This is a genomic window from Brachybacterium sp. UNK5269 (assembly GCF_049266655.1).
Classification (GTDB): domain Bacteria; phylum Actinomycetota; class Actinomycetes; order Actinomycetales; family Dermabacteraceae; genus Brachybacterium.
In genome coordinates, this window is sequence record NZ_CP184883.1 from 1 (window position 1) to 26,976 (window position 26,976).

The 26,976-nt window shown below is 72.6% G+C and carries 25 protein-coding genes, 2 tRNA genes, 1 pseudogene and 1 riboswitch; of the genes and pseudogenes, 22 read left to right on the forward strand and 6 right to left on the reverse strand.

The features are described from left to right. From dnaA to ACOJUI_RS00055, 11 genes are all read left to right on the forward strand, one after another. Positions 1-1,701 (forward strand): chromosomal replication initiator protein DnaA, encoded by a 1,701-nt coding sequence (dnaA, locus tag ACOJUI_RS00005; protein WP_422116065.1) that lies wholly within the window; start codon positions 1-3, stop codon positions 1,699-1,701. A gap of 592 nt (positions 1,702-2,293) precedes the next feature. Continuing rightward, positions 2,294-3,418 carry a DNA polymerase III subunit beta gene (dnaN, locus tag ACOJUI_RS00010; RefSeq protein ID WP_422116066.1) on the forward strand — a complete coding sequence of 375 codons (1,125 nt, stop codon included), beginning with the start codon at positions 2,294-2,296 and terminating at the stop codon, positions 3,416-3,418. Positions 3,419-3,437: 19 nt separating this feature from the next. Beyond that, complete coding sequence (gene recF / locus ACOJUI_RS00015; RefSeq protein WP_422116067.1) at positions 3,438-4,697, forward strand: DNA replication/repair protein RecF; 1,260 nt, start codon at positions 3,438-3,440, stop codon at positions 4,695-4,697. After that, positions 4,694-5,374 (forward strand): DciA family protein, encoded by a 681-nt coding sequence (locus ACOJUI_RS00020; protein ID WP_422116068.1) that lies wholly within the window; start codon positions 4,694-4,696, stop codon positions 5,372-5,374. Before recF ends, ACOJUI_RS00020 begins: the two co-directional genes overlap by 4 nt. Before the next feature lie 83 nt (positions 5,375-5,457). Next, positions 5,458-5,587: riboswitch (FMN riboswitch) on the forward strand. A gap of 124 nt (positions 5,588-5,711) precedes the next feature. Beyond that, positions 5,712-6,761 carry a bifunctional diaminohydroxyphosphoribosylaminopyrimidine deaminase/5-amino-6-(5-phosphoribosylamino)uracil reductase RibD gene (gene ribD, locus ACOJUI_RS00025; protein ID WP_422116069.1) on the forward strand — a complete coding sequence of 350 codons (1,050 nt, stop codon included), beginning with the start codon at positions 5,712-5,714 and terminating at the stop codon, positions 6,759-6,761. 112 nt (positions 6,762-6,873) lie between these two features. Continuing rightward, positions 6,874-7,386 carry a riboflavin synthase gene (locus tag ACOJUI_RS00030; RefSeq protein ID WP_422116070.1) on the forward strand — a complete coding sequence of 171 codons (513 nt, stop codon included), beginning with the start codon at positions 6,874-6,876 and terminating at the stop codon, positions 7,384-7,386. After that, entirely contained in the window at positions 7,383-8,615 is a 1,233-nt protein-coding gene (locus ACOJUI_RS00035) for a bifunctional 3,4-dihydroxy-2-butanone-4-phosphate synthase/GTP cyclohydrolase II (protein ID WP_422116071.1), read from the forward strand. The genes ACOJUI_RS00030 and ACOJUI_RS00035 overlap by 4 nt, the downstream gene beginning before the upstream one ends. Further along, positions 8,612-9,088 carry a 6,7-dimethyl-8-ribityllumazine synthase gene (gene ribH / locus ACOJUI_RS00040; RefSeq protein ID WP_422116072.1) on the forward strand — a complete coding sequence of 159 codons (477 nt, stop codon included), beginning with the start codon at positions 8,612-8,614 and terminating at the stop codon, positions 9,086-9,088. Before ACOJUI_RS00035 ends, ribH begins: the two co-directional genes overlap by 4 nt. 412 nt (positions 9,089-9,500) lie before the next feature. Further along, positions 9,501-11,600: a DNA topoisomerase (ATP-hydrolyzing) subunit B gene (gyrB, locus tag ACOJUI_RS00045; RefSeq protein ID WP_422116073.1), complete on the forward strand. Its 2,100-nt coding sequence runs from the start codon at positions 9,501-9,503 to the stop codon at positions 11,598-11,600. Positions 11,601-11,685: 85 nt separating this feature from the next. After that, a complete protein-coding gene (gyrA, locus tag ACOJUI_RS00050) occupies positions 11,686-14,469 on the forward strand; it encodes a DNA gyrase subunit A (RefSeq protein ID WP_422116074.1) in 2,784 nt (927 codons plus the stop codon). A gap of 9 nt (positions 14,470-14,478) precedes the next feature. Next, the gene (locus tag ACOJUI_RS00055; protein WP_422116075.1) at positions 14,479-15,036 is read left to right on the forward strand and encodes a DUF3566 domain-containing protein; all 558 of its coding nucleotides are present in this window, start codon (positions 14,479-14,481) and stop codon (positions 15,034-15,036) included. A 24-nt stretch (positions 15,037-15,060) separates the two neighbouring features. Here the strand turns inward: ACOJUI_RS00055 and ACOJUI_RS00060 are convergent, their stop codons facing one another. Next, positions 15,061-15,540 (reverse strand): aminoacyl-tRNA deacylase, encoded by a 480-nt coding sequence (locus ACOJUI_RS00060; RefSeq protein ID WP_422116076.1) that lies wholly within the window; start codon positions 15,538-15,540, stop codon positions 15,061-15,063. A gap of 54 nt (positions 15,541-15,594) precedes the next feature. Here ACOJUI_RS00060 and ACOJUI_RS00065 point away from each other — a divergent pair, with 54 nt between their 5' ends. Genes ACOJUI_RS00065 through ACOJUI_RS00075 form a run of 3 tightly spaced genes read left to right on the forward strand, consistent with a single transcriptional unit; the run spans position 15,595 to position 17,841 of the window. Beyond that, positions 15,595-15,981 (forward strand): hypothetical protein, encoded by a 387-nt coding sequence (locus ACOJUI_RS00065; protein ID WP_422116077.1) that lies wholly within the window; start codon positions 15,595-15,597, stop codon positions 15,979-15,981. A 45-nt stretch (positions 15,982-16,026) separates the two neighbouring features. Then, the gene (locus ACOJUI_RS00070; protein ID WP_422116078.1) at positions 16,027-16,407 is read left to right on the forward strand and encodes a hypothetical protein; all 381 of its coding nucleotides are present in this window, start codon (positions 16,027-16,029) and stop codon (positions 16,405-16,407) included. 42 nt (positions 16,408-16,449) lie between these two features. Further along, positions 16,450-17,841 carry a cryptochrome/photolyase family protein gene (locus ACOJUI_RS00075; protein ID WP_422116079.1) on the forward strand — a complete coding sequence of 464 codons (1,392 nt, stop codon included), beginning with the start codon at positions 16,450-16,452 and terminating at the stop codon, positions 17,839-17,841. A gap of 24 nt (positions 17,842-17,865) precedes the next feature. Here ACOJUI_RS00075 and ACOJUI_RS00080 read toward each other — a convergent pair whose 3' ends face one another. The 5 genes and pseudogenes from ACOJUI_RS00080 to ACOJUI_RS00100 all read right to left on the reverse strand — a co-directional run bounded on the left by ACOJUI_RS00080 (position 17,866) and on the right by ACOJUI_RS00100 (position 21,685). Beyond that, positions 17,866-19,419 carry a molybdopterin-dependent oxidoreductase gene (locus ACOJUI_RS00080; protein WP_422116080.1) on the reverse strand — a complete coding sequence of 518 codons (1,554 nt, stop codon included), beginning with the start codon at positions 19,417-19,419 and terminating at the stop codon, positions 17,866-17,868. After that, positions 19,416-19,865, reverse strand: coding sequence for an anti-sigma factor domain-containing protein (locus ACOJUI_RS00085; protein WP_422116081.1), 450 nt, complete (start codon positions 19,863-19,865; stop codon positions 19,416-19,418). The genes ACOJUI_RS00080 and ACOJUI_RS00085 overlap by 4 nt, the downstream gene beginning before the upstream one ends. A gap of 320 nt (positions 19,866-20,185) precedes the next feature. After that, positions 20,186-20,257: pseudogene (locus ACOJUI_RS00090) on the reverse strand (hypothetical protein); the annotation flags it as partial. Next, the gene (gene sigK / locus ACOJUI_RS00095) at positions 20,254-20,886 is read right to left on the reverse strand and encodes an ECF RNA polymerase sigma factor SigK (RefSeq protein WP_422116082.1); all 633 of its coding nucleotides are present in this window, start codon (positions 20,884-20,886) and stop codon (positions 20,254-20,256) included. The pseudogene ACOJUI_RS00090 and the gene sigK, both read right to left, overlap by 4 nt. Before the next feature lie 88 nt (positions 20,887-20,974). Further along, positions 20,975-21,685 carry a fasciclin domain-containing protein gene (locus tag ACOJUI_RS00100; RefSeq protein ID WP_422116083.1) on the reverse strand — a complete coding sequence of 237 codons (711 nt, stop codon included), beginning with the start codon at positions 21,683-21,685 and terminating at the stop codon, positions 20,975-20,977. A gap of 245 nt (positions 21,686-21,930) precedes the next feature. Here ACOJUI_RS00100 and ACOJUI_RS00105 point away from each other — a divergent pair. The 8 genes from ACOJUI_RS00105 to ACOJUI_RS00140 all read left to right on the forward strand — a co-directional run bounded on the left by ACOJUI_RS00105 (position 21,931) and on the right by ACOJUI_RS00140 (position 26,976). Further along, a tRNA-Ile gene (locus ACOJUI_RS00105) sits at positions 21,931-22,004 on the forward strand. 20 nt (positions 22,005-22,024) lie between these two features. Further along, positions 22,025-22,198: a DLW-39 family protein gene (locus tag ACOJUI_RS00110; protein WP_422116084.1), complete on the forward strand. Its 174-nt coding sequence runs from the start codon at positions 22,025-22,027 to the stop codon at positions 22,196-22,198. 40 nt (positions 22,199-22,238) lie between these two features. After that, positions 22,239-22,314: transfer RNA gene (locus ACOJUI_RS00115), tRNA-Ala, on the forward strand. A gap of 111 nt (positions 22,315-22,425) precedes the next feature. Beyond that, positions 22,426-22,617, forward strand: a complete 192-nt coding sequence (locus ACOJUI_RS00120) for a hypothetical protein (RefSeq protein WP_422116085.1) — start codon at positions 22,426-22,428, stop codon at positions 22,615-22,617. Positions 22,618-22,631: 14 nt separating this feature from the next. Next, entirely contained in the window at positions 22,632-23,621 is a 990-nt protein-coding gene (locus tag ACOJUI_RS00125) for an NAD-dependent epimerase/dehydratase family protein (RefSeq protein WP_422116086.1), read from the forward strand. A 15-nt stretch (positions 23,622-23,636) separates the two neighbouring features. Next, positions 23,637-23,813 (forward strand): hypothetical protein, encoded by a 177-nt coding sequence (locus ACOJUI_RS00130; protein WP_422116087.1) that lies wholly within the window; start codon positions 23,637-23,639, stop codon positions 23,811-23,813. A 66-nt stretch (positions 23,814-23,879) separates the two neighbouring features. Continuing rightward, a complete protein-coding gene (locus ACOJUI_RS00135) occupies positions 23,880-25,364 on the forward strand; it encodes an Hsp70 family protein (protein ID WP_422116088.1) in 1,485 nt (494 codons plus the stop codon). A 91-nt stretch (positions 25,365-25,455) separates the two neighbouring features. Continuing rightward, on the forward strand, positions 25,456-26,976 hold the full coding sequence (locus ACOJUI_RS00140) for a hypothetical protein (protein ID WP_422116089.1): 1,521 nt from the start codon (positions 25,456-25,458) through the stop codon (positions 26,974-26,976).

The window sequence follows — 26,976 nt, forward strand, 5'->3', positions numbered from 1 at the left end:
ATGCCCGACCAGACCGTCGACGCGATCTGGGAGCGCACGCTGCGGACCCTGCGCCGCGACGACACCGTGTCCCAGCGCGTCATCGCCCTGCTCACCCTGTCCCGACTGATGGCCGTGGTCGCCGACACCGCACTGCTCGCCGTGCCCTCCACCTCGGCGAAGGAGCTGTTCGAGCACCGGATCGCGGGCTCCCTGAAGGCCGCCCTGTCCGAGGCGACCGGACGCGACATCCGCTTCGCCGTGACCGTGGACGAGTCGCTGCTGCTCGAGGACCACACCGACGATCCGGCACCGTCCGCCGCGCCGACCTCCCCGGCCCCCGATACCGGTGCACATCCTGTGGACAACCGTGTGGACAGTCGGGGACGAGATGTCCACAGCACCCCGTTCCGCCGGAACGAGGGCTCGGTGCTGCCCACCGACGACCACGCCGGTCGGGCCGCGCTGCCGCTGACCTCCGCGGCCGGCTCCGCGGGCACCGGCTCGGCCGCGCACCGGTTCGCCGGCAGCGGCGACTACCAGGGCTCCGCGGCCGACGACCCCAGCGCCTACGCGGGCCTCTCCGCCCTCACCGGCTCCTCGGCGCCCTCCCCGGGCCCGGCCCCGCGGCGGCCGCCGCGCTCGGACCAGCCGACCCTCGGCGAGGACTCCCGGCTCAACAGCAAATACACCTTCGACACCTTCGTCATCGGCGCCTCGAACCGCTTCGCCCAGGCGGCGGCCTCGGCCGTGGCCGAGACCCCGGCCAAGGCCTACAACCCGCTGTTCATCTACGGCGGTTCCGGCCTGGGCAAGACCCACCTGCTGCATGCCGTGGGCCACTACGCCCAGAGCCTGTACCCCCATGTGGTGGTGCGGTACGTGAACTCCGAGGAGTTCACCAACGAGTTCATCAACTCGGTGCAGTCCGGCCAGTTCGGCAAGGCGCAGGAGTTCCAGCGCCGGTACCGGGACATCGACATCCTGCTGATCGACGACATCCAGTTCCTGCAGCGGGCGCCCGAGACCATGGAGGCGTTCTTCCACACCTTCAACACGCTCTACAACTCGGACAAGCAGATCGTCATCACCTCGGACCTGCCCCCGAAGGAGCTGGGCGGCTTCGAGGACCGCATGCGCTCGCGCTTCGAGATGGGCCTGATGACGGACGTGCAGCCGCCGGACCTCGAGACGCGCATCGCGATCCTGCGCAAGAAGGTCGCCCAGGAGAGCACCGGCGAGGTCCCGCACGACGTGCTCGAGTACATCGCCTCGCACATCGCCACCAACATCCGCGAGCTCGAGGGCGCCCTGATCCGGGTGCAGGCGCTGCACTCGCTGTCCCGGCAGCCGATGGACGTCACCCTCGCCGAGAGCGTCCTCAAGGACCTCCTCTCCCACGACGACGGCGCCCAGATCACCGCGGCGACGATCGTGGCCCAGACCGCGACCTACTTCGGACTCTCGGTCGAGGAGGTCGTGGGCGCCGGCCGCTCGCGCCGGCTGGTCTCGGCCCGGCAGATCGGCATGTACCTCTGCCGCGAGCTGACCGACATGCCCCTGATCCGCATCGGGGAGGAGTTCGGCGGCCGCGACCACACCACGGTGATGCACGCGAACAAGAAGATCAGCGAGCTCATGAAGGAGCGTCGGGCGATCTTCAACCAGGTCACCGAGCTGACCGCGCGCATCAAGAGCTCGAGCTCCGCGACCCGCCAGTGAGTCCTGCGCCGCGCTGAGCGGCGCTCCGCCGCCGGAATCCCGAGCAGCGAACGACAGGCCTGGTCACCGAGGGGTTCTCCCCATTTGTGGACAACTCTGTGGACAATGTGGAATGACAAGCATCTGCGCAGGAGCCGATGTGGACCGTCGAATCACAGGAATCAGCCGGGACCGTGGAGCCGTGCACAGCCGATGCACGTCGGCGCTCGAGCGCTCAACGATCCGTCCACTGCGGGTGTTCCGTCTGCGACCTGCACCGATGAGGGTTATCCACGAGATCCACAGCCGTGATGATGAGGACTGTAGTTCTTGGCGCGACGGTGATGTGGAGGGGCGGGACGTCGACGAGGGTCCGCCGAACGTGTGATTCCTGGGCGGTGGGGCACGACGAACAGCCGGGACGAGGGGCGAGGAGTTCCGCGATCGCCGCCGGAACCAGCCCCGGAGCCGGGGGACGGAGGCCGCTCGCGCGGGGCGCGGGAGGCGGAATCGGGGATGTCAAGGATCGGATCCGGTGTGTCGGCGAGCAGTCGGATCACCAGATACGCTGTCCCCCGTCCTGTCATTCGACCACTGCGAAGGAGTGGCAACGGTGAAGTTCCACCTCGATCGCGGCGTCCTCGGCGACGCCGTCTCCTGGGCCACCCGAACCCTCCCCGTCCGACCGGCGATGCCGATCCTGCAGGGCGTGCGCATCGTCGCCGACGCCGGCGGCGAGCTGCAGCTGTCGACGTTCGACTACGAGGTCAGCGCCCAGATCCGCCTCGAGGCGGAGATCGAGCAGCCCGGCGAGGTGCTGGTCCAGGGCCGCATGCTCTCCGACATCGTGCGGGCGCTGCCGAACAAGGACGTCTCCATCGCCCTCGAGGGCACCAAGCTCCAGGTCCGCTGCGGCTCGGCCCGCTTCGCGCTGGCCACCCTCCCCGTCGAGGAGTACCCGCAGCTCCCGTCCATGCCGCCGGTCGCCGGCGCCGTCGCGGCCGACGTCTTCGCCGAGGCGATCTCCCAGGTCACCGTCGCGGCCTCGAAGGACGACACCCTGCCGCTGCTGACCGGCGTGAAGGTCGAGATCTCCGGCGAGACCATGACCCTGATGGCCACCGACCGCTACCGCCTGGCGCTGCGCGAGCTGACCTGGAACCCCTCGACCCCCGGCACCGAGCTCACCGCCCTGGTGCGCGGCCGCACCCTGCACGAGGTCGCCCGCTCCCTCGCCACCGGCGGCGGGGTGGAGATCGCGCTGTCCGAGGACGACTCGGCGAGCCTGATCGGCTTCGAGGCCGGCGGTCGCCGCACCACCTCGACGCTGGTCAACGGCGACTACCCGCCGGTGCGCCGGCTCTTCCCCGACACCTCGGCCATCACCGCCGTCGTCGCCACCGGCTCCCTGATCGACGCCGTCAAGCGCGTCTCCCTGGTCGCCGAGCGGAACACCCCCGTGCGCCTGTCCTTCACCGAGGGCCAGGTCGCCCTCGAGGCCGGCGCCGGTGACGACGCCCAGGCCAGCGAGGTGCTCGAGGCCCATCTCGAGGGCGAGGACCTGGTCGTCGGCTTCAACTCCGGCTTCCTGCTCGACGGGCTCGGGGCGCTGGGCACCGAGTTCGCGCGGCTGACCTTCACCGACTCGATCAAGCCGTCGGTGATGACCGGTCAGGGCTCCCTCGAGGGCGAGCCCGAGACCTCGTACAAGTACCTGATCATGCCGATGCGGATCTGAGGGAGGGAGTGCTCCCTCCGTGCAGCTGACCTCTCTGGACCTGACCGACTTCCGCTCGTACCCCCAGCTGCGCCTGCCCGTGCGGCCCGGCATCACCGTGATGGTCGGGATGAACGGCCAGGGCAAGACCAACATCGTCGAGGCCGTCTGGTACCTGGCCACCCTGTCCAGCCACCGCGTCCCCCACGACGCCGCGCTGGTGCGGCGCGGCGAGAGCACCGCCATCATCCGCGCCGGCTTCATGCGGGCCGGCCGGCCCCTGCAGGTCGACCTCGAGATCACCCCCGGGAAGTCCAACCGGGCGCGGCTGCAGGGGCAGAACGTCTCCCGGCTGCGGGACCTGCTCGGCGAGGTGCGAGCCGTGCTGTTCGCCCCCGAGGACCTGGGCCTGGTCAAGGCCGATCCCGAGGGCAGGCGCCGCTTCCTCGACGAGCTGCTGTTCGTCATCGCCCCCCGCTACGCCGCGGTGAAGGCCGACTACGACCGCGTGCTCAAGCAGCGCGGCAACCTCCTCAAGCAGATGCGGTCGATGCGGCGCGGAGGCTCCGGGCGCAGCGTCGGCGGGCTGGACCCGGCCGACACCGCGACCTCGACCCTCGTGGTGTGGGACCAGCAGCTGGCCCGCTTCGGGGCCGAGCTGCTGCGGGCCCGGCTGCACCTGGTCAACCGGCTCCGCCCCCACCTGGGGTACTCCTACCTGCGGGTGGCCACCGACGAGGGCGCCGAGCAGGCCCTCGACCTGCCGCCCGACCAGCGCGGCGAGGTCAGCTCCCCGGCGGACATCCTCTACCGCTCGGCGGTCCTCGAGGAGCTCGGCACCCTGCCCGGGACGCTGCCCACCACGGCGGAGATCCACGACCGGATGCTGACGATGCTGGCGACCCGGCACGACGAGGAGATCGACCGGGGCGCGACCCTGACCGGCCCCCACCGCGACGACCTCGAGATCCGCCTGCACGACTTCCCCGCCAAGGGGTACGCGAGCCACGGGGAGTCCTGGTCGCTCGCGCTCGCCCTGCGACTGGCCTCCTACGACCTGCTGCGCCTGGAGGAGGGCGATCTCGGCGACGGCGAACCGATCCTGATCCTCGACGACGTGTTCAGCGAGCTCGACGTGCACCGCCGGGAGCGGCTGGGACGGATCGTCACCGGCGCCTCCCAGGTGCTGATCACCACCGCCAACGACACCGACATCCCCGACTCCCTGGACGGCGAGATCCACGTGGTCGACGTGAGCCTCGGCGCGGCCGTCCCCCGCCCCGACCGGAGCGCGCCGTGACGTCCCGCCCACGTCTGAACCCCTACGACCTGTCCACCTGGAGCGGGTCCGGCGGACCGGCGCCCGCGCCGGCACCGGAGCGGACCCCCGAGGAGGCGCCGGAGCGCCCGGGGCCGGGCGGGCCGGCCGAGCTCTACGACCCTCCGGAGCTGCCAGCCGCACCGGACCCCTTCGAGCTCGCGCGACGCACGGTGAACCGCTCCCGAGCGGCCGCCCGGGACCGCGGGCTGTTCCCGATCTCGGCGAAGACGCAGGCCAGGGATGTGCGGGACCGGTCCGGGCGGGCACCGGGATACTCGGGGGCCCGGCCGGACCCGCGCGACCCGCAGGGCATCGAGAGCGTGCTGCGCAAGGTGCTCGGGAACCTGGGATGGAACGCCGGGATGAGCGCCGGCCGCGTGCTCGAGGAGTGGGACGACATCGTCGGCGAACGCATCGCCGAGCACGCCCGCCCGGTCTCCCTCGAGGACGGGGTGCTCGTGGTCAGCGCCTCCTCCTCCGCCTGGGCCTCGCAGCTGCGGATGCTCACCCCGCAGCTGATCACCGCCATCGAGCAGCACGTCGGCTCCCATGTGGTCTCCGAGCTGAAGGTCACCGGTCCCGCCGCCGCCCAGCGCACCTGGAAGAAGGGCCGGCGCACCGTCACCTGGCGCGGACCCCGCGACACCTACGGCTGAGCGGTCCACGGTGCGGGACGGGGCACATCCCCGCACCCCCGCGCCCGGCGACTGCTAGCGTGGAGCACGACGAGCTGAACAGCTCGCGTGCACTGGGGTCGGTGAAATTCCGAGCCGGCGGTGACAGTCCGCGACCCGATGGCCTCTGGCGATCGGTTGACCAGGTGGAACTCCTGGACCGACGGTGAGAGTCCGGATGGGAAGCGCACGCGACGACGTCCTCGGGCGGCCATGGCCGGTGCACTTCGCGTGCGCCGACGACGGCGCCCGGCGACGCCGTCCCCCGTGACCCCTCCCTCTCCCCGGACCGCGAGCATCGTGGACCGGAGGAGAGAGCATGCTGACCGAGGCCGAGCACCGCGCGCTGCGACGCGCCCTCGCGATCGCCGCCGATCCCGCCGCGCCCCCGGGGCCCAACCCGCGGGTGGGCTGCGTGCTGCTGGACCCCGACGGCCACATGATCGCCGAGGGGCACCATCGCGGCGCCGGGTCCGCGCATGCCGAGGCCGCCGCCCTCGAGCACGCCGCCCGGGCCGGGCGCCCGGCCCTCGGGGGCACCGCGGTGGTCACCCTCGAACCCTGCACCCACCAGGGCCGCACCCCACCCTGCGCACAGGCGCTGCTGGCCGCCGGCATCGCCCGGGTCGTCATCGCCCGCCCGGACCCGAACCCGGTGGCCGCCGGCGGCATCCGGCTGCTGCAGGACGCCGGGGTCGAGCTGATCGACCAGGTCCCCGACGAGCTCGCCGAGGCGGCCGCCGCCCTGACGCGGGGCTGGGAGCACGGCCACGCCCACGGCCGTCCGCTGGTGACCGCCAAGACCGCCCTGACCCTGGACGGACGCGCCGCCGCGGCCGACGGCAGCAGCCGCTGGATCACCGGTCCCGCCGCCCGCGAGGAGGTCCATCGCCTGCGCACCGACTGCGACACGGTGCTCATCGGCACCGGCACCGCACGCGCCGACCACCCGTCCCTCACCGCCCGCCGGAGCGACGGCACCCTCCTGCCCCGCCAGCCGCTGCGCGCCGTCATGGGCACCGGGACCTTCCCGCCGCTGCCCGCGGTCCCGGGCGCCGGGGAGGCCCTCACCCTCGCCACCCACGACCCGTCGGCCGCGCTCGCGGAGCTGTTCACCCGCGGCCGCCGGCACGTGCTGCTCGAGGGCGGGCCCACCCTGCTGGCCGCCTTCCTGCGCGCCCGCGCGGTGGACGAGCTCATCATCCACCTCGCCCCCACCCTGCTCGGCGCGGGCCCCACCGGCGTCGGCGACCTCCGGATCACCACGCTCACCGAGCGCCTCGACCTCGACCTCGTCGACGTCGCCCCCCTGACCTCCCCCGACGGTCGCACCGACCTCCGGCTGACCCTGCACCCCCGCGCTGCCTGACCAGGCACCAGGAAGGAACCACCATGTTCACCGGCATCATCGAGGAGCTCGGCACCGTCGAGTCCCTCGAGCACCGAGGATCCACCGCCGCGCTGCACCTGCGCTCCCCCGGGTGCTGGCGGGCATCGCGCTCGGCGACTCCATCGCCGTGGACGGCTGCTGCCTCACCGTCACCGACCACGACGGCGCGACCTGGACCGCGGACGTCATCACCACCACCCTGGCCGCGACCACCCTCGGCTCCCTGACCAGCGGGGACCGGGTGAACCTGGAGCGCGCGGTGCGCGCCGACGGGCGGCTGGACGGGCACATCGTCCAGGGCCACGTCGACGGCGTCGGCGAGATCGTGGACCGCGAGGAGCAGAACGGCACGACCCTGCTGCGCATCGCCCTGCCCGCGGAGCTCAGCCGCTACGTGGTGGCGCGCGGCTCCCTCGCGGTGGACGGCGTGAGCCTCACGGTGGCCGACGTCTCCGGGCGCGTGGCCGTCATCGGCCTGATCCCGGAGACCCTGGCCCGCACCACACTGGGCCGGAGGTCCGTCGGCGCGCCGGTCAACCTGGAGGTCGACGTGCTGGCCAAGTACGTCGAGAAGCTCCTGGCCGGGCAGGGGGCGCAGCGATGAGCGCGGTGCGCCTGGATCCCGTCCCGGACGCGATCGCCGCGATCGCCGCCGGCCGGCCGGTGGTGGTGGTCGACGACGAGGACCGAGAGAACGAGGGCGACCTGATCCTGGCCGCGGGCGCGGCCACCCCCGAGCAGCTCGCCTTCGTGGTGCGCCACTCCAGCGGGCTGCTGTGCGCCCCGATGAGCGCCGCCCGCGCCGACCGGCTCCGGCTGCCGCTGATGGTCGCCGACAACGCCGACCCCCTGCGCACCGCCTACACGGTGAGCGTCGATGCCCGCGAGGGGGTCACCACCGGGATCAGCGCCGCCGATCGCGCCCGCACCCTGCGCGTCCTCGCCGATCCGGCCACCGGCCCGGAGGACCTGATCCGGCCCGGCCACGTGCTGCCCCTGCGGGCCCGCGACGGCGGGGTGCTCGAGCGGCGCGGACACACCGAGGCGGCCGTCGACCTGACCCGGCTGGCGGGACTGCCCGCGGTGGGCATGATCGTCGAGCTGGTCCAGGACGACGGGACCATGATGCGCGGGCCCGAGCTGCGGGCCTTCGCCGACCGGCACGACCTGGTCATGATCTCCATCGCCGACCTGGTGCGCTTCCGCACGGCGGCCCTCGAGGTCACCGCCCCGGTCGCCCTGCCCACCCGCCACGGCACCTTCTCCGCCCTCGCCGTGCGGGACGGCGCAGCGGAGCACCTGGTGCTGGTGCAGGGGGACCTCACGACCCCGCAGCCGGTGCTGACCCGGGTCCACTCCGAATGCCTGACCGGCGACGTCCTGGGCAGCCGACGCTGCGACTGCGGACCCCAGCTGGAGGAATCCCTCCAGCTCATCGACGAGGCCGGCCGCGGGGCGCTGATCCTCCTGCGCGGACACGAGGGCCGCGGCATCGGGCTCAGCGAGAAGCTGCGCGCCTACGCCCTGCAGGACGCGGGCCGGGACACGGTGGACGCGAACCTCGAGCTCGGCCTGCCGGTCGACTCCCGCTCCTACGAGATCGTGCCCCGCATCCTGGACCACCTCGGGGTGGGCGAGATCGACCTGCTCACCCACAACCCCGACAAGGCCCGCGAGCTGCGGGCCCACGGCGTCGAGGTCACCCGGACGCTCGACCTCACCACCCATCCCACGCGGGAGAACCTCGCCTACCTCACCACCAAGCGGGACCGGCTCGGCCATCACCTGGTCGGCCTGCCCACCTCGATCACCCCGGACGGAGAGACAGCATGAGCGGACACGGCAGCCCCGACCTGCAGATCCAGGACCAGCCCGGACTGAGGGTCGCGATCGTCGCGGCCTCCTGGCACCAGGAGGTGATGGACGGCCTGGTCGCCGGCGCCCGGCGCGCCTGCGCGGAGGCCGGCATCGAGGATCCCACCCTGGTGCGGGTGCCCGGCAGCTTCGAGCTGCCGGTGGTCGCGGCCGAGCTCGCCGCGGACCACGACGCGGTGGTCGCACTGGGAGTGGTGATCCGCGGCGGCACCCCGCACTTCGAGTTCGTGTGCGCGGCGGCCACCGACGGGCTCACCAGAGTGGCCCTGGACCACCGCACCCCGGTGGGCTTCGGCGTGCTGACCTGCGATGATGAACAGCAGGCCCGGGCCAGGGCCGGACTGCCCGGCTCCGTCGAGGACAAGGGGCACGAGGCGGCCACGGCGGCGCTGGCCACGGCGGGGGTGCTGGCCGGGCTGCGCGAGCGCTGAGGACCGGCGCGGCCGAGGGCCCGGCGATCCGCCAGAGGGCCCTGTGCCGCGACAGCACCCCCGCCGGAGTACGGGGCCCCGTCCCGGGGGCCGATGGCGCGGATTCGAGCCGGTTCCGCGCCGCCTGGGGGACCTTGCAGGTCGCGTTGTGCACACCAGCGGGCCGAAGAATAGGTCCAGGAGGCGGTATCCGCTAGAATCGAGGAGGTTCGGCCGACGTCATCCGACGTCCTCGTGGACTCGACGCCATCGGCTCGTCCCCCGTGGCCTGCAGGTGCCCTGCGCGCGCACGCGCGCGCATGCATCGGTGGGCCGCGCGTGTGATGAGGCGAGGAGCGCTCCCGAGGCACTGCCGAACCGCCCTCGGCGATCTCCCGACCGAGGGACCCTGGACTGCGAGGAGCCACATCAGGTGAGCGACAGCGACCGCCCCATGCCCGATCAGCAGGTGCCCGCGGGCACCCCGGACCCTGGTTCCGACGCCGCCCCGCAGACGGCCGGCGAGCGGGCGGCGCGGGCGCCGGAGCACTACGAGGCCTCGGACATCACCGTCCTCGAGGGCCTCGAGGCGGTCCGCAAGCGTCCGGGCATGTACATCGGCTCCACCGGTGAGCGCGGCCTGCACCACATGGTCCAGGAGATCGTGGACAACTCGGTCGACGAGGCCATGGCCGGCCACGGCGACACGATCGAGGTGACGCTGCTGGCCGACGGCGGGGTGCGGGTGGTCGACCACGCCCGCGGCATCCCGGTGGACATGCACCCCACCGAGGGCAAGCCCGCCGTGGAGCTGGTGCTCACGGTGCTGCACGCCGGCGGCAAGTTCGGCGGCGGGGGCTACGCGGTCTCCGGCGGTCTGCACGGCGTGGGCTCCTCCGTGGTCAACGCCCTCTCCATCCGGATGGAGGTGGAGATCCGCCGCCAGGGCCATGTCTGGCGGCAGGCCTACAGCCGCGGCGTCCCCCTCGCCGAGCTCGAGAAGGGCGAGGTGACCGACGAGACCGGCACCACGATCACCTTCTGGGCCGACGAGGAGATCTTCGATACCACCGAGTACGACTTCGAGACGCTGCGCAAGCGGTTCCAGCAGATGGCCTTCCTCAACAAGGGCCTGCGGATCACGCTGACCGACGAGCGCGTCCAGGAGGACGAGGGCGACGACGACCTGGTCGACGTCGAGCTCGAGGGCGCCGAGCGGGCGACGGGCCCCCGCACCGTCACCTACCTGTACGCGCGCGGACTGCAGGACTTCGTCGAGTTCATCAACACGGCCAAGCGCGCCGAGGTGATCCACCCCGAGATCATCTCCTTCGAGTCCGAGGACCTCGAGAAGCAGATCTCGGTCGAGGTCGCGATGCAGTGGACCGGGGCCTACTCCGAGTCGGTCCACACCTACGCGAACACGATCAACACCCATGAGGGCGGCACCCACGAGGAGGGCTTCCGCTCCTCGCTGACCTCGATCGTCAACCGCTACGGGCGCGCCCAGGGCCTGCTCAAGGAGAAGGACGCCAACCTCACCGGTGAGGACATCCGCGAGGGCCTGACCGCGGTCGTCTCCGTCAAGCTCGGCGAGCCCCAGTTCGAGGGCCAGACCAAGACCAAGCTCGGCAACACCATCGCCCGCACCTTCATGGTCAAGGTGATGACCGACCAGCTGCAGGACTGGTTCGTCTCCCATCCGCAGGAGGCCCGGTCCATCGTGCTGAAGGGCCAGGCCGCCGCGGCCGCCCGCGAGGCGGCCCGCAAGGCCCGCGACGCGACCCGTCGCAAGTCCCCGCTGGAGACCGGCGGGATGCCCGGCAAGCTGCGCGACTGCTCCTCGCGCAACCCCGCCGAGTCCGAGATCTTCATCGTCGAGGGCGACTCCGCCGGCGGCTCCGCCGTCTCGGGGCGCGATCCCCGCACCCAGGCGATCCTCCCCATCCGCGGCAAGATCCTCAACGTCGAGAAGGCACGGCTGGACCGGGCGCTGGACAACCAGGAGGTGCGCTCGCTGATCACCGCCTTCGGGACCGGGATCGGCGAGGACTTCGACGCCACCAAGCTGCGGTACCACAAGATCATCCTGATGGCCGATGCCGACGTCGACGGCCAGCACATCTGCACCCTGCTGCTGACCCTGCTGTTCCGCTACATGCGCCCGCTGATCGAGCTGGGCCACGTGTTCATCGCGATGCCGCCGCTGTTCCGCCTGAAGTGGTCCAACGCACCGCACGAGTACGTCTTCAGCGACGAGGAGCGCGACGAGCGCCTCGAGGCGGGTCGCGCCGCCGGGCGCCGCATGCCCAAGGACAACGGCATCCAGCGCTACAAGGGTCTGGGCGAGATGGACTGGAAGGAGCTCCAGACCACCACCATGGACACCGCCACCCGCACCCTGAAGCAGGTCACGGTCGACGAGGCCGCCGACGCCGACACCATCTTCTCCGTCCTGATGGGCGACGACGTCGAGTCCCGGCGCCGCTTCATCCAGGAGAACGCCAAGGACGTCCGCTTCCTCGACATCTGACGTCGGCCCCGGGGCGGCGCCGGCCCGCCGTGCGCCCCCGGGACCCCTTCGAACCATCGGCCCCACCCGAAAGGCCTCCAGCCCCATGAGCGACACCCCGCAGGACCCCACCAGCCCCGACCAGACGCCGGCGGGAGAGCCGACCCCCGCGCAGAACGCCGGGCTGGGCGGTCAGCAGACCCCCGAGGGCACCCACGAGCTCTCCGCCGAGGAGGCCGCCAGCCGCACCGTGACGCTGGTGGACCCGCTGGACGAGCACGAGATCGACCGCATCACCCAGGTCGACCTCAACCAGGAGATGCAGCGGTCCTACCTCGACTACGCGATGAGCGTCATCGTCTCGCGCGCGCTGCCGGACGTCCGCGACGGGCTCAAGCCCGTCCACCGCCGCATCGTCTACGCGATGTACGACGGCGGCTACCGCCCCGAGCGCTCCTTCTCGAAGTGCGCGAAGGTCGTCGGCGAGGTCATGGGCAACTACCACCCCCACGGCGACAGCGCCATCTACGACGCCATGGTGCGCCTGGTGCAGCCCTGGTCGATGCGGTACCCGCTGATCCTGGGCCAGGGCAACTTCGGCTCCGCCGGTGACGACGGCGCCGCCGCCCCGCGGTACACCGAGTGCAAGATGGCGCCGCTGGCCCTCGAGCTGGTGCGCGACATCGAGCAGGACACCGTGGACATGCAGGGCAACTACGACAACACGGTCGACGAGCCCACCGTGCTGCCGGCCCGCTTCCCGAACCTGCTGGTCAACGGCTCCGCCGGCATCGCCGTCGGCATGGCCACCAACATCCCGCCGCACAACCTGCGCGAGGTCGCCGCCGCCGTGCAGTGGCTGCTGAAGAACCACGAGGCCACCAAGCCCGAGCTGCTCGACGCCTGCCTGCGGTTCATCAAGGGCCCCGACTTCCCCAGCGGCGCCACCATCGTCGGCACCTCCGGCATCGAGGACGCGTACCGCACCGGTCGCGGATCGATCGCGCAGCGCGCCGTGGTCTCCACCGAGGAGATCAACGGGCGCATGTCGCTGGTCGTCACCGAGCTGCCCTACCAGGTCAACCCCGACAACCTGGCGCGCAAGATCGCCGACATGGTCAAGCTCGGCAAGATCCAGGGGATCGCCGACATCACCGACGAGACCTCCGGCCGCACCGGTCAGCGCCTGGTCATCACCCTCAAGCGCGACGCCGTCGCCAAGGTGGTGCTCAACAACCTCTACAAGCACACCCAGCTGCAGGAGAATTTCTCCGCGAACATGCTGGCGCTCGCGAACGGGGTGCCGCGCACCCTGTCGATCGACTCCTTCGTGCGCGAGTGGACCAAGCACCAGATCGAGGTCGTCGTCCGGCGCACGCGATTCCGCCTGCGCAAGGCCGAGGAGCAGATCCACATCTACCGCGGCTACCTCAAGGCGCTGGATGCGCTCGACGAGGTCATCGCGCTGATCCGTCGGTCCCCGGACGCCGAGCAGGCGCGCACCGGCCTGATGCAGATGCTCGAGATCGACGAGGTCCAGGCCAACGCGATCCTCGCGATGCAGCTGCGGCGCCTGGCCGCCCTGGAGCGGCAGCAGATCATCGAGCGCCACGACGAGCTGCAGGCGCTCATCGAGCAGTACCAGGCGATCCTCGACAGCCCGGCCCGGCAGCGCGAGATCGTCTCCGAGGAGCTGCAGGAGATCGTCGACAAGTACGGCGACGACCGCCGCACCCAGATCCTGCCGTTCCACGGCGACATGTCGATGGAGGACCTGATCCCCGAGGAGGACGTGGTCGTCACCATAACCCGCGGCGGCTACGTCAAGCGCACCCGCGAGGACCAGTACCGCGCCCAGAAGCGCGGCGGCAAGGGCGTGCGCGGGGCCTCCCTGCGCGAGGACGACGTGGTCGAGCACTTCTTCACCACCACCACCCACCGCTGGCTGCTGTTCTTCACCAACCAGGGCCGGGTCTACCGCGCCAAGGGCTACGAGCTGCCGGAGGCGCCGCGCGACGCCAAGGGTCAGCACGTGGCGAACCTGATGGCCTTCCAGCCGGACGAGCGCATCGCCTCGGTGCTCGCGATCGACAGCTACGAGGACGCCCAGTACCTGGTGATGGCCACGGAGTCGGGGCTGGTCAAGAAGACCGCGATGACCGCCTTCGACTCCAACCGCACCGGCGGCATCATCGCCATCAACCTGCGCGAGATCGACGGTCCCGACGGGCCCCGACCGGACCGGGTGATCGCCGCCAGCGCCGTCAACGGCGACGACCACCTGCTGCTGGTCTCCCGCAACGGGCAGTCGGTCCGCTTCCCGGCCTCCGACGAGGTGCTGCGGCCCACCGGCCGCGCCACCAGCGGCGTCACCGGCATGAAGTTCCGCCACGACGACCAGCTGCTGGCGATGGACGTGGTGCGTCCGGGAACCTTCGTGGTGACCGTGACCGACGGCGGCTTCGCCAAGCGCACCAGCGTCGACGAGTACCGCGTGCAGGGCCGCGGCGGCCTGGGCATCCGGGTCGCGAAGCTGCCCGACGACCGCGGTCACCTGGCCGGCGCCGCCGTCGTCGAGGAGTCCGACGAGCTGCTGGTGGTCATGGAGCGCGGCCGCGTGGTCCGCTCCCGGGTCGCCGAGGTGCCGCCGAAGGGCCGCACCACCATGGGCGTGACCTTCGCCAAGCCCGACAACGGCGACCGCATCCTGCTGGTCACCACCAGCCCCGAGGCGGAGCTCGACGTGGACGCGGAGGACGCGGAGGCGCCCGAGCTGGCCGATGTCGACGCGAGCGCGACCGGCACCAGCGCAGCGGGCGCGGTGGATGATCTAGGCTCTGACGAGTCCGAGCAGCCGCCGTCCGGCGGCGACGACGCGATCGAGGAGTGATCCCTGAGCATGAGTGACTCACGGACTGTGTCCACGGAAGGGACGTCGCCCGAGGCGACCTCCAAGCTCCCGGTCGTGAAGGACGACGCCGGCTCCGCGGAGACCGGGATCGGCACGGGCAGGGGCTCGGCCGCGAAGGGCTCCAGCCGCAGCCCGCTGAAGACCAGCCCGGCCTCGGCCGCGAGCCCGGCGGAGGCCGGCAAGCGCGGCCCGCGGCGGGTGCGCCTGACCCTGGCGCGGCTGGACCCCTTCTCGGTGATGAAGCTGTCGTTCCTGGTGGCCATCGCCCTCGGCATCGCGACCGTGGTGGCCGTGGTCCTGCTGTGGAACCTGGTCGACGCGATCGGGCTGTGGGCGCAGATCGACCAGCTCGGGCGCGACCTCAACGGCGGCGACCCGCTGCCCTTCATGGAGTTCTTCAGCTTCTCGAAGATGACCAGCTACGGCACCATCGTGGCGGTGGTGAACGTCGTGATCATCACCGCGCTCGGCACCCTGCTGGCCTTCCTGTACAACTTGGTGGCGGCGCTGCTGGGCGGGCTGAAGATGACCTTCACCGACGAGTGAGACCCGCGGGGCCGGGCCGGCGGCTCAGCCCCGCAGCGGCGCGGTGATGTCGGCGACCTCGGCGCCGAGCACCTCGAGCGCGGCCTCGGCGAGGACCGTCGCGGCGACCCCGTGAGCGCCCGCGCCGAGCGAGATCCGGCGCTGCGGGTCGCCCGACAGAGTCGCGTCCGCGACCACCGGCCAGGCCGTGGTGGAGCCGAAGGGGGTGATCGTGCCCCGCTCGTACCCGGTGACCTGCTTCGCGACCTCCTGGTCCGGCATCGACAGGCGGCTGACCCCCAGCAGGGCCCGCAGCTTCGGCCAGGAGATCTCGCGGTCCCCCGGCACCAGGGCGAAGAGGTAGTCGCCCTCGGCGCGGCGCACCACCAGCGTCTTGACGATGTCCCTCGGCTCCACCCCGCGCGCGCCGGCCGCCTCGGCGAGGGAGCCGACACGGCCGTGCCGGGTGATCTCGAAGTCCAGGCCCGAGGCCTCCAGGGCCGAGGTGGCGCGCCGTTCGCTCATGCCCCCACGATAGTGAGCACCCCGCCCCCGCGGGCACCTCGCTAGGGTCGAGGCATGAGCCGTCCGCCGGACCCCGCCCCCGCGCCCCCGCAGGCCCCGGAGGACTATCCGTGGGCCGGGACGGCGGTGCGCTCCGCGCTGCTGCTGCGCGAGGGGATCGTGGATCTCGATCCCCTCGGCGGCGTCCACCGACCCACGGCCCAGCAGCCGCACCCGCTGGTCGAGGTGGAGACGATCGAGCAGGCGCTCGCCGCGGAGGGCGCCGCGCCGCTCGCGCAGCGCACCCTGGTGGTGGCCGTCGGCTCCAACCAGACCCCGCAGACCATCGCCCGCAAGTACCGCGGCTCCGACAGCGATCTGCAGGTCGCGACCCCGTTCCTGCGCTGCACCGTGCGCCATCTCGCGGTCGGCCACGTCGCCCACAGCTCGGCGCGCGGCTAGGTCGCGGCGGCCCCCTGGCGTGCCGACGGGCAGCGCCTGGAGCTGGTGGCGACCTGGTTCGACGATGCCCAGCTGGCGGTCCTGGACCGCACCGAGCCGAACTACCGCCGGCTGCGCCTGAGCACCCGGGACTTCCCGCTGACCCTGGCCACCGGGGAGCAGCCCGCCCACTTCGACCTGTACGCCTCACGGTGGGGAGTGATCGGTCGACAGCGACCGATCCCGCTGCGCCACCGTCAGCAGGAGCTCTTCGACGAGCTCCGCGGACGCACCGGCGCGGAGCTCCTGAGCGGCGACGCCGCGGCGATCTGCGCCCGCCTGGCCGCGCGTCCCCAGGCACTGGGCGAGCTGGTGCGCGCCCACCGCCTGGTGCTGCCGGACGGCCTGCCCCGCGAGGCACCGGGCGACCCGCAGATCGTTAGATAGGCTAGGCATGTCCGGGGGCGTGACCGAGGACGGGAGCCTGCGATGACCGGCATCTGGTGGATCCGCGACGACCTGCGGCTGCACGACAACGCCGCCCTGGCAGCGGCGGCCGAGGACGGTGAGGTGATCGCCGTCCACATCGACGAGCAGCTCGCCGGGGTGCGCGGGCTCGGCGCCGCGACGCGCTGGTGGCTGCACCATTCCCTGCAGCGCCTGGCCGAGCGGCTCCGGGAGCACGGGGTGCCGCTGGTGCTGCTGAGCGGCGATCCGGAACAGCTGATCGGGCAGTTGGTGGAGGAGACCGGCGCGAGCACCGTGGTGTGGAGCCGTCGCTACCACGAGCCGCGGCGGGCGGTCGATGCCCGCCTGAAGTCGGCGCTGCGGGAGCGCGGGGTGCGCGCGGAGAGCGTCGGCGGCTACCTGCTGCACGAGCCCTGGACCATCACCACGCAGTCCGGACGGCCCTTCCAGGTCTACTCGGCCTTCGCCCGCGCCTGCCGCCAGGCCCCGCCGCCCCGCCCGCCGGCGGGACCCCCGGCACGGCTGGCCGGACCGGGCGCCGACCTGCGCGCCGGGGGCCGCGAGCTGAGCGCATGGCTCGAGGAGCGGACCGTCCTCGACGCGCTCGCAGGGCGGGGCTGGCTGCCGACCGCGCCCGACTGGGCGGCCGGGCTGCGGGAGACCTGGAGCCCCGGCGAGGACGGGGCGCGCCGGCGCCTCGACGCGCTCGAGGAGGTGCTCGCCGACTATGCCCAGCGCCGCGACCGGCCCGCCGCGGCGGGCACCTCGCGGCTCTCCCCGCACCTGCGCTTCGGCGAGGTCTCTCCCCACCAGGTGTGGCAGCGCAGCCGGGAGCTCGGTGCGGGCGAGGGCCCCGAGGCCTTCCGCGCGGAGCTGCTCTGGCGCGAGTTCGCCTGGCACCGCCTCTTCCACCTGCCCGATCTGGCCACCCGCAACGTGCGCCCCCGGTTCGACCGCTTCGCCTGGCGCGATGACCCCGCCGACCTGCGCGCCTGGCAGCAGGGCCGCACCGGCATCGACCTGGTCGATGCCGGCATGCGCGAGCTGTGGGAGACCGGATGGATGCACAACCGGGTGCGCCTGGTCGTCGGCTCCTTCCTCACCAAGAACCTGCGCCTGATTTGGCGCCATGGGGAGGAATGGTTCTGGGACACCCTGGTCGACGCCGACGAGGCGTCCAACCCCTTCAACTGGCAATGGGTGGCCGGCACCGGGGACGATGCGGCACCGTACTTCCGCATCTTCAACCCCGAGCGCCAGCAGGAGCGCTTCGATCCCGAGGGGAGCTACGTGCGCCGCTGGGTCCCCGAGCTGGGCAGCGAGCAGCGGGACCCGCCGATCGTGGACCTGCGCGCCTCCCGCCGCGAGGCGCTGGCCGCCTACGAGGCGGTGACCGGGGCGTCGAGCGACTGAGTGGTCGCCGCTCCCCGACCGCCCTCAGACCACCGTGAAGCGCACCGTGTGCCAGCCGCTGGCCCCGTCGGGCGCCGGGTTCGCCCGCTCCTCGGTCTGCACCGCGCCCTCCCCGTCGGTGGCGCGCACCGTCACGCTGTGATCCCCGGGCACGGCGTCCTCCCAGCGCAGGGACCACTGGGTCCAGGTGTCCTCGGAGACCTCCGCGCCGAGCTCGGCGGCGCGCCAGTCGCCGTCGTCGATGCGCACCTCGACGGCCGCGATGCCGCGCTGCTGGGCCCAGGCGGTCCCGCCGAGCATCACCGCCCCGTCGGCCGCGACCGAGAGGTCGGCGAAGGAGCGGGGGACGTCGACGCGGGAGGCGATCTTGATCGGGCCGCGCTCGGACCAGCCGCGCGTGGACCAGTAGGCGGTGTCGTCCTCGAAGCGGGTCACCTTCAGCTCCGTGAGCCATTTGGTGGCCGAGACGTAGCCGTACAGCCCCGGCACCACCATCCGCACCGGGTAGCCGTGCTCGGCGGGCAGCGGCTGACCGTTCATGCCCACCGCGATGAGCGCGTCGCGGGCATCGGTGAGGGCCTCCAGCGGGGTGGAGGCGGTGAACCCGTCGACCGAGCGGGAGAGCACCATGTCCGCCCCCTCCAGCACGCCGGCCCGCTCGAGCAGGGTGCGCACGGGCACCCCGAGCCAGGTGGCGTTGCCCACCAGGTCCCCGCCGACTGCATTGGAGACGCAGGTCAAGGTCAGGTGCTTCTCGAGCATCGGCTCCGCCAGCAGCTCCGCGAAGCTCAGGGTGAGCTCGCGCTCCACGAGACCGTGGACGCGCAGCTCCCAGCGGGTGGGATCCACCCGCGGCACGGCCAGCGCCGTGTCGATGCGGTAGAAGTCGGCGTTCGGGGTGACGAAGGGCGGCATCCCGGCCAGCTCCATCTGGGCGCCCTCCGGGATCGGATCCGCGCCGGTGGCCGGGGCGGGCAGCACGAACTGCGCGGCCCGGCGCGCCACCTCGCGGCTCGCACCGATCCCGCGGGCGGTGGCCGCGGCGACCACGGCGAGGACGCCGACGGCGCCGATGCCGAGCAGCGAGCGGCGCCGGCTCCAGTCGGTCGACGGGCCGCGCTCCCCGACCGGGGAGCGGAGCGCGCGCAGCAGGAGGTGGAGGGTGGGGACCGCGACGGCGGTGCCGAGCAGGGTGGGGACGACGTCGAGCAGCTCGCTCTCGGCGCGGGTGGAGACGACGGCGGCCGCGAAGGCCCCGAGCACTCCCAGCAGGGCGCCCGCCAGGCGCGGGCGGGTGCCGCCGAGCCGGCCGATCAGCCCGGTCAGCGCCAGATACACGGCGCCCATCGAGGCGAACAGCACCACCTTGTCCCAGGTGCCGAAGAGTCCCACCACCAGGTCCTTGACCACCGGCGGCAGCAGGTCGATGAAGGCGCCGCCGACCGCGACGAACGGCGCCGAGGAGGAGCTGAAGGCGAGGGAGGCGAGCTCGGCGACGGCCACCAGCACCACCCCCGCGACGATCCCGGCCAGGGCGGCGGCCCGGGGGGCGACGGCCGGTGCGGGCGCGGTGCTCACAGCTCCTCGCTCGCGATCGGGTCCATGCTGGGCTGGGCGGAGCCGCCCGCCGGTTCGATGGTCAGTCCGAGGACCACGGCCTCGCCGATCGGGCCGTCCGTCAGCACCGCGTCGTCCGCGGACGCGAGCAGGCCCGCGCTGGTGGCCGTGCCATCCTCGATCGTCCACAGCTGGTAGGTCCGGTCGGCGGGCAGCTCGGGCAGGCCGGCGGCCTGGACCATCATCGCCTGCTGGTCCCGGGAGTAGACCACCTGCAGCGCACCCCCGTCCCGGGAGGGGACGGTGAGGTGAGAGGCGTCCTCGGCGCTCAGGATGCCGATGACCATGGCGGCCGACTCCTCGGCGGCGGCCTGCTCGGACTGCAGCGCCTGCAGGGAGGCCCGGGCCTCCTGCTGCGCGTCGCGCTCGGTGGTCCACAGGCCGACCCCGGCCAGTGTCGTGACCATGAGCAGGGCCGCGGCGACGCTGAGCCAGCGGCTGCGCCGGACGCTCGCGCGGTACCGCTCCAGCGGGACCAGCTGCGCCCGGGGGTCCCCGGAGTCGTTCGTGGCGGGGGCGGTGGCGGGCTCCGGCGGCTCGGCGTTCCCATCCTCCTCCTCGGCCAGGGGGAGAGCTGGCGGGTGGTCGCGATCCGGCCCATCACGGCGGCCTTCAGCGCGGGGGGCGGCTGGAGCGGGGCGAGGCTGCCGGCCAGCTCGCCGGCGGTCTCCTCGAAGGAGCGGGCCTCGGCGGCGGCCTCGGGGTCCGCGGCGAGCCAGCGCTCCACCTGCGCCCGCTCCTCGTCGTCCAGGGCGTTGAGCGCCCAGGCGCCGGTCATGCCGTGCTGCTGCTCGTTCATGCGGTCACCCCCAGCCTGTCCCGCAGGACGATCATGCCGTCACGGATCCTCGTCTTCGCGGTCCCGACCGGGATGCCGAGCAGGCTCGCCACCTCGCGGTGGCTGTAGCCGCCGAAGTAGGCCAGCCGGATCGCATCGGCCTGCACCGGGGTGAGCGAGCGCATCGCCGTGGCGACGCGGTGCGACTCGACCCTCATGATGCCCTCCTCCTGCACGTCGACGACCTTCTCCGCGATGCTCCGCAGCCCCTCGTCGGAGTCGCGGCGCCGCGAGGCATCGCTCGCGCGGACCGTGTCCACCGCGCGGCGGTGGGCGATGGTGCACATCCACCCGTGCGCCGAGCCGCGGCGGGGATCGAAGCGGGTGGCCTGCTTCCAGATCTCCACGAACACCTCCTGCAGCACCTCCTCGCTCATCGCCACGTCCCGCACCACGCGCCGGACCAGCGTGAACAGCAGCGACGAGGTCTCGTCGTAGAGACGGGAGAAGGCGTCCTCGTCGCCGAGGGCGACGCGGCCGAGCAGCTCCGCGGGCGTCGGTGCGGCGCTCGCGTCCCGGCCCACGACGCTCAGGCCGCCGTCGCGGGGGTGGTCCCGCGTGCGGTCGGTCCCGGGGTGATCGGGCGGCATCCAGGGCTCCTTCGGTGGGGGCGGCAGCGGGCGGTCAGGGCTGCGGGGCCCCGCCCCGCCCGCTGCGCGTGGTCGCAGTCTGCGCTTCTCAGCTCTGATCCGCCATCGCCGGCGGCATCAGCACCGTGTCGACCAGGTACACGGTCGCGTTCTGGGTCTGCACGCCGCCGCAGATCACGGCCGCGCCGCCCACCATCAGCTCCTCGCCCTCGGCGGTCACCTCCACCGCCTCGCCCTGCACGGTGGTGTGGGTGCCGGCGATCTGATCGGGCATGATCTGGCCGGGCACCACATGGTAGGTGAGCACCTCGCTGAGCGCGTCGGCGTCACCGGCGAGAGCGTTCAGATCCGCCTCGGGGATCGCGGCGAAGGCGTCGTCGACGGGCGCGAAGACGGTGAACTCGTCGCCGTCGAGGGTGTCGACCAGGTCGACCTCGGGGTTCAGCTCACCGGAGACCGCCGCGGTGAGCGTGGTGAGCATCGGGTTGTTCGAGGCCGCCACGCTCAGCGGGTCCTGCGCCATGCCCTCCACCGAGCCGGCGCCGTCCGGGACCATCTCCGCATAGTCGGCGCAGCCGGCGCCGACCAGGTTCGCGGCGGGATCCATGCCCATGCCGCCGCCGTCGGAGGCCATGCCGCCCCCGTCGGAGGCCATGCCGCCCTCCTCGGACTGCTCGACCGCCGGCTGCTCGCCCTCGGCGCCGGTGGGGGAGTCGTTCATCCCGCCCGAGCAGGCGCTGAGCAGGGCGACCGAGGCCGCGAGGGATCCGAGCAGGGGGAGGATCTTCCGATTCGTCATGACAGTCTCCTGGGGTGCGGTGCGAAGTCGCGCTCGAGAGCTCGGGCGCCGATCACTGCCGGGGCAGCGTCATGGGAGGAGTTCGGAGCCGATCGGGGATCGGATTGGCCCCTCATCGCGACGGTCCGGCGAACGCGCTGTGACCTCCCGTACAACGGCCCCTCCGGGTTGGACGCGGCGGGTCGGAGCGCTGTACTGTGATCCGTCGGTGGCTGAGCGCGGTGCGCTTCGCGGAGCAGCCCCATGGGCCTATAGCTCAGTCGGTTAGAGCGCTGTCCTGATAAGACAGAGGTCACTGGTTCAAGTCCAGTTAGGCCCACTTCGAGGATCGGAGGACTCGTGAAGAAGCTCGTCAAGGTCGCCGCCGTCCTGATCGGCACGTCCGTGGCCGGGATCCTCGCCTGGCGGAAGGTCGAGTCCGATCGGGTCCGCAACGACCTGTGGACCGAGGCGGAGCGCATCTCCTCCGAGCAGGACGCCGCGACGCAGGCCCAGCCCGCCTCCCGCGCCTGATCTTCCGTCCGTGCCCGGACCGGGCGCGACAACTCGATACGGGGACTTAGCTCAGTTGGTAGAGCGGTAGCTTTGCAAGCTTCAGGTCAGGGGTTCGACCCCCCTAGTCTCCACCAGCAGGAACGACCAGACCCCCTCCCCGCGCGGGAGGGGGTCTCGTCATTCCCCGGCGGAGCCGCCGGGGGTGCACACTGGAGCCGACCGTCCGGCGACCACCAGGAGCGACCATGGACCGCGACAGCCTGATCACGTTCATCACGGCCACGATCGCGAGCGGCGACGCGCAGACGTCACCGCTCGGCTACGACGTCGAGGCGATCGCCGACGAGCTCCTGGACCAGATGCACGGCGGGGACCTCAGCACGGTCGACACCACCGCGATCTGGGCGGCCGTGAACCGGCATCACCGCCCCTCATGAGCAGGAGGCCCGGTATGAGGATCGTCGTCATCGGCGGCAGCGGCCACATCGGCACGTTCCTGGTCCCGCGGCTGGTGCGGGCCGGGCACGAGGTCGTCAGCATCACCCGGTCCGGCGGCACCGGCTACCTCGGATCCCCCGAGTGGGCGGAGGTCGCGCAGGTCAGGGCCGACCGCGAGCAGCGGGACGCCGACGGCACCTTCGGCGCCACCGTCCTGGCCCTCCGGCCCGACGTGGTGATCGACCTGGTCTGCTTCACCCTGGCCTCGGCGACCGCCCTGGTGGAGGCCCTGCGGGGGAGCGTCGCGCAGCTGCTCCACTGCGGCTCCGTCTGGCGCTACGGCGCGAGCCGGAAGCTGCCGATCACCGAGGGCTCGGACTGCGCGGAGGAGCCGCAGGACGAGTACGGGATCCAGAAGGCAGCGATCGCGCGGATGCTGAGGGAGGAGACCGCCCGCGGCGGGCTCGTCACGACCTCCCTCCACCCCGGGCACATCGTGGGCCCCGGATGGCACCCCGCAGGGCCGCTCGGCAACTTCGACCCCGAGTCCTGGAGGATCCTCTCCACCGGCGGGGTCCTGAGGGTCCCCGGCAGCGGCACGGAGACGCTGCACCATGTCCACGCCGACGACGTCGCACAGGCCTTCGAGCTCGCCGTCGCCCGCCGCGACGCCGTCGCCGGGGAGGACCTCAACGTCCTCGCCCCGACGGCGCTGTCGGTGCGCGGCTACGTCGAGATCGCCTCGGGCTGGTTCGGACGGACGGCGAGCATCGAGTCGATCTCCTGGGACGAGTTCCGCGCCGCGACCACCCCGGAGCACGCCCAGGCCAGCTGGGGCCACCTGCACCGCAGTCAGGTCTTCAGCATCCACAAGGCGCAGACCCTGCTCGGGTACGCGCCGGCCTACGAGCCGGAGCAGGCGATCCTCGAATCGGTGCGCTGGCTCGTCGAGCACGGCGAGCTCACGGTGGCGGCGCCGCTGCTGGCCCGAGCACGGATGTGACGGTAGTCTCACCGCATGATGACCACACAGTCAGGATCCCCGCTGCCCCACGGCTTCGTCGTGCCGCCGAACGACGTCGTCGACGACGAGGCCGCCACCTCCGCGGCCACCCCCGATGAGCAGGACGACGAGGCGGCCCGCGCCGAGGCGCTCGGTCTCGCCGATCCCGAGGACGCCCCGCCGAGTTCCTGAGACACCCGCCGTGGAACGGCGTGGAACCGCGCGGTCCGCGGCCGTCGTCGGGGTACCGTCTGAGCCATGCGCATCGGAATCGACATCGGCACCACTCGGACCATCGCGGCGGGTGTCGACCGAGGCAACTATCCGGTCCTGAGCTTCCTGGATCCGGACGGGGATGCCCACGATCACTTCCCCTCCGTGATTGCGCTGGTCGGGGACCGCCTGGTGCACGGCTTCAGCGCGGAGCGGGCCGCCCGCGCCGGTGCCCCGCACCTGCGCTCCTTCAAGCGACTGCTGGGGGATCCGGCCGCCCATCCCGGCACCACCGTGGAGCTCGGCGGGCGCTCGCTGCTCCTGCTCGACCTGCTCACCGAGTTCCTCATCGCGGTGCGCGCCGCCCTGCCGGTGACCGCCGAGCAGGTCGCCGTGTCGGTGCCGGCCCACGCCCACAGCGCCCAGCGCATCATGACCCTGGAGGCCTTCCGCCGCGCGGGCTTCGAGGTGATCGCGATGGTCAACGAGCCGTCGGCCGCCGGCTTCGAGTACACCCACCGCCAGGGACGCAGCCTCACCGCCCGCCGCAGCCGCATCGCCGTGTACGACCTGGGCGGCGGCACCTTCGACGGCTCGCTGCTGGAGGCCGACGGGACGAGCCATGCCGTGCTCGACACCCGCGGCGAGAACCGGCTGGGCGGTGACGACTTCGACCAGGTCCTGGCGGACCTGGCCCTGGAGAAGGCCGGACTGCGCGCCGAGGACCTGGGCGCGGACGCCCTCGCCGCACTGCGCGAGCAGAGCCGCACCGCGAAGGAGAGCCTGGTCCCGCAGAGTCGGCGGGTGATGGTCGAGCTGCCCGAGGAGCTCGACCGCGAGCCGGTCGTCCTCGCCGTCGAGGACTTCTACGCCGCCGCCGCGCCGCTGGTGACGCGCACCCTCGAACTGATGGAGCCGCTGGTCGGGGAGCTCGACCAGGACTCCGCCATCGCCGGCGTCTACCTCGTCGGCGGCGGCTCCGGCCTGCCCCTGGTGGGCCGGATGCTGCGCGAGCGCTACGGCCGGCGCGTCCACCGCTCCGCGCACCCGGCGGCGTCCACGGCGATCGGGCTGGCGATCGCCGCCGATCCGGACTCCGGCTTCACGATGTCCGACCGTCTCTCCCGCGGCTTCGGGGTGTTCCGCGAGTCCCGCGCCGGCGAGGGCGTGGCCTTCGACCCGATCTTCACGCGGGACGCCGCGCTGCCCGAGGAGGGCCGGAGCATCGTGACCCGCCGCTACCGGGCCGCCCACAACCTCGGCTGGTTCCGCTTCGTCGAGCACGCCGCGGTCGACGCGGCCGGGGAGCCGCGCGGCGACCTGATCCCCTACGCCGAGGTCCTGTTCCCCTTCGATCCCGCCCTGCAGACGAGCGCAGCGGACCTCACCGCCGTGCCCGTCGAGCGCCGAGCTGACGGACCCGAGATCGAGGAGAGCTACACGGTCGACCCGGCGGGGATCGTCACCGTCCACCTGACCGACCTGTCCACGGGTTTCTCGCGCTCCTACGGACTGCTGCGCCGGAGCTGACGGCCGCGGTGGAGCGGCCCGGTCGCGGGCCGGCCGCCCCGGCGGGAACGCCGACCAGGACCCTGAGACGCATGAATGAGAGGTGGGCACAGTGAGCGACGTGCGAGGACCGGGACGACCCGTCGGCCGACGGACCCTGATCGCGACCACCGCCGCGCTGGCCCTGGGGATGACCCTCGGTGCCTGCACCGACGGCGACCGCGGCGACGACCAGCTCCGCACCGACGTCGCGGACGGTGCCCCGGCCTCGATGGTGCTGCCCGGCGAGGACGCCGCCCAGACCGCGCTCACGCTGAGCGCGCTCCTCTTCGCCGCCTCCGACGTGGTCGTGGTGGCCAGCTCCGAGACCGCCGAGTCGCTCGCCGCCGTGAGCTCCACCGCGCGCCTGCCCCTGCTGATCGGCACGGACCAGGCGGTCCTCGACGAGATCGCACGCCTCGGCGCCGGCACCGTCGTCACCGCGGCCGGCACCGACCTGACGGGCCTCGGCGAGGACCTCGAGGTGGTAGAGATCGATCCCGCCGACGCCACCGCGACCCTGCCTGAGGTGGTGGCCGACCCGACGCCGACCACGGTCCGCCTGCTCGTTGATCCGGACCAGCCGGCCCCGGCCGCCGCGATCGCGCGCGCCCAGATCGAGGCCGCCGGCGGCACCGTCGGCGAGGTGAGCGGCGGGGACCCGCGCCGCAGCAGCGACACCGTCGCCGCGGCGAAGGAGGCCGCCGGCGAGGACCCCGCCACCGGCGTCATCGCCCTCGGCGGGAGCTTCGGGGCCACCGAGCAGTGGATCGCCGCGCTGCAGGCCGCGGTCACCGTCCCCGAGCTGCCCGGCGGCGGGCAGGTGGCCTTCCCCCACCGCCGCATGGTCGCCGCCTACGGCACCCCCGGCGCCCCCGCCCTCGGCATCCTCGGCGAGCAGGGACTCGAGGAGTCCATCGCCCGCGTCCAGCAGCTCGCCGCCGAGTACCAGGAGTTCTCCGCCGAACCGGTGATCCCCGCCTTCGAGGTCATCACCACGATCGCGTCGGCGGAGGCCGGGCGCGACGGCGACTACTCCCGGCCGATCGACCCCGGGGAGCTGCGCCCCTGGGTCGATGCCGCCGGCGAGGCCGGGGTCTACGTGGTGCTGGACCTGCAGCCCGGCACCACCGACTTCCTCACCCAGGCCAAGCTCTACGAGGAGCTGCTCAAGGAGCCCCATGTCGGGCTCGCGCTGGACCCCGAATGGCGGCTGAAGCCGGGGCAGCGGCACATGGTCCAGATCGGCTCCGTGAGCGCCCAGGAGGTCAACGAGACCTCGCAGTGGCTGGCCGACCTCACCGCGGAGCACTCCCTGCCCCAGAAGGTCTTCATCCTCCACCAGTTCAACCTGTCGATGATCTCCGACCGCCAGGACGTCGACACCTCCCGTCCCGAGCTCGCGATCACGCTGCACGCCGACGGGCACGGCAATCCCGGCGACAAGCTGGCCACCTGGAACGCGCTCCAGCGGGATCTGCCCGAGGGCATCTTCATGGCCTGGAAGAACTTCTACGACGAGGACAGCCCCACCTTCACCCCGCAGGAGACCTACGAGCTCGAGCCGAAGCCCTGGTTCGTGTCGTACCAGTAG